1 protein-coding gene is annotated in these 1,900 nt (G+C 63.0%); it reads left to right on the forward strand.

The window, feature by feature from the left end:
- Positions 1–1,900: invasin domain 3-containing protein (locus VGK27_00005; GenBank protein HEY3488484.1), on the forward strand; the 1,900-nt coding region annotated here is incomplete at both ends.

Here is a 1,900-nt window from a genome sequence, read left to right on the forward strand (position 1 = left end):
TCCTGTCCTTTTATCGTCATCCGGATTACGGGAACCTCTGGTACTACAAGATTCCCGAAAATCTTGACAAGCAGAATGTCGGAAAGTCCTATTTCATCCCCTTGGGCAAGCAGGTCGCGAAAGGCCAGTGGGTCCATGTCGCGATGACATGGGGGGCCGGCGAGAATGCCCTTTATATCGACGGAAGCAGGGTTCCTGCGACCTCCATCGAACCGAACAGCATGTCCCTGATCATCGGCAAGGCCGACAAGCTGGTGTTTGGCGCCGAACCTGCGCCCAAGACGTTTTCTCCCGACGGCGCGTACGACATGTCCGTCTCTCCCCTCAAGGGATTCAAAGTTTTCGATACGGTCGTCCCGGGCGGCACCAACACCACATTGGCCAGCATTTCGTCCGTGACCGACGACAGCTTCAAGATTCCCGGCATCGGCGGCAAGCTGGTTGCGGGTGAAACGGTTACCGCCACCCTGGTTGCCCAGCCGGGCGGCAAGGCTTCATTCGACATGGGGCGCGTCAAGGAAATCTCGATGGTCGAGCTTCCGGCCGATCCCGGCGGTCCCGGAAAGGCGCCGGTTGCCGCGGGCACTTACCGCGGCTCCTACACGATCAAGCCGGGCGACGATTTCGAGGAAGGGAAGATCTTGGGACGGTTCGCCTCCGCCGACAACGTGGCGGCCGAGCCGGTACTTTCCTCGTCGAAATGGACGATCGAGACCAAGCCGGTGGTGACGTTCTCGATTGCCAACAAGGATCTCCCGGCCGACCAGGGGACGAAAAGCCGGATCAAGCTGGTCGCGAAAGACGCCAACGGCAATCCGCTCAAGGGTCGCAACCTGAAGCTGACGTTGTCGACGACCGACGAATACACGGGCACGGTGGGAGCGGGCGACTTCGGCAAGCAGGTCGGCGCGTCGGTCGAGACGCGCTGGAAGGGGACGACCGACGCCTGGGGCGAGGTCGAGTTCGACTACGTGGCGGGCTTCGCGGCCAAGACGGTCATCCTTCAGGCCAAGGATCTCGATTCGGGCGGCGTGTCGGTCGACTACCTGACGGCCTACAAGGAAGCGTCGATCGACATCGCGCTGACGGCGCCACGCAGCCTGGCGGCGGCGCGGCGCGGGATGCAGTACACAATCAAGGTCGAGGCGAGCCGGACTACACTTACGGCCGACGGCAAGAGCCGGTCGGTCATCCGGGCGACGGTGAGCGATCCCAACGGAAAGCCCGTTGCCGGCGACGCGGTGACGTTTGCCCTTTCCAGCCCGAACGGCACGTTGCGGACGATCGTCGGCGCGACGGACGCCGCCGGGGTCGCGACGGCCGAGTACATCGCGGGCAAGAAGATCGGCATCGTGGTGATCTCGGCGACCGATACGGTTCGCAACATCAGCGGGAACGTGTCGATCCTGCTGCTGGCCGACGCGCCGGCGAAGATCATCCTGAAGGCGCGGCCCGAATCGCTGCCGGCCGACGGCAACAGCAAGGCCGACATCCAGGTCAAGGTCACGGACATCAACGACAATCCGAACAAGGACACGAAGGTCGAGTTCAAGGTCAAGCAGGGCGTCGGCAAGCTCGATTACGCCGATCGGACGACCGACACGTTCGGCGACGCGCTCAACCGGTTCCAGGCGGGCACGACGCCCGGCATTGCGACGATCCTGGCGACGGTCCGGTCGCGGGTCCCGACCGCGGCCGAGCTGCTCAAGGCGAAGAACGTTCTGTTCGTGCCCTACAACGAGGCGTCCGAGAGCATCCGCATCGAGAAATGGCTCAAGAAGAAGGGCGATACGGTGCTGATGGGCGAGCCGATCGTTTCCTACACGGTCGGGCGGAGCAGCGAGATTAAGACCATCGATGCCCCTTACGACCTGACGATGGGCGAGACGCTGGTCGAATA

It is taken from the genome of Candidatus Deferrimicrobiaceae bacterium (genome assembly GCA_036504035.1).
Lineage (GTDB): Bacteria > Desulfobacterota > Deferrimicrobia > Deferrimicrobiales > Deferrimicrobiaceae > JANXPS01.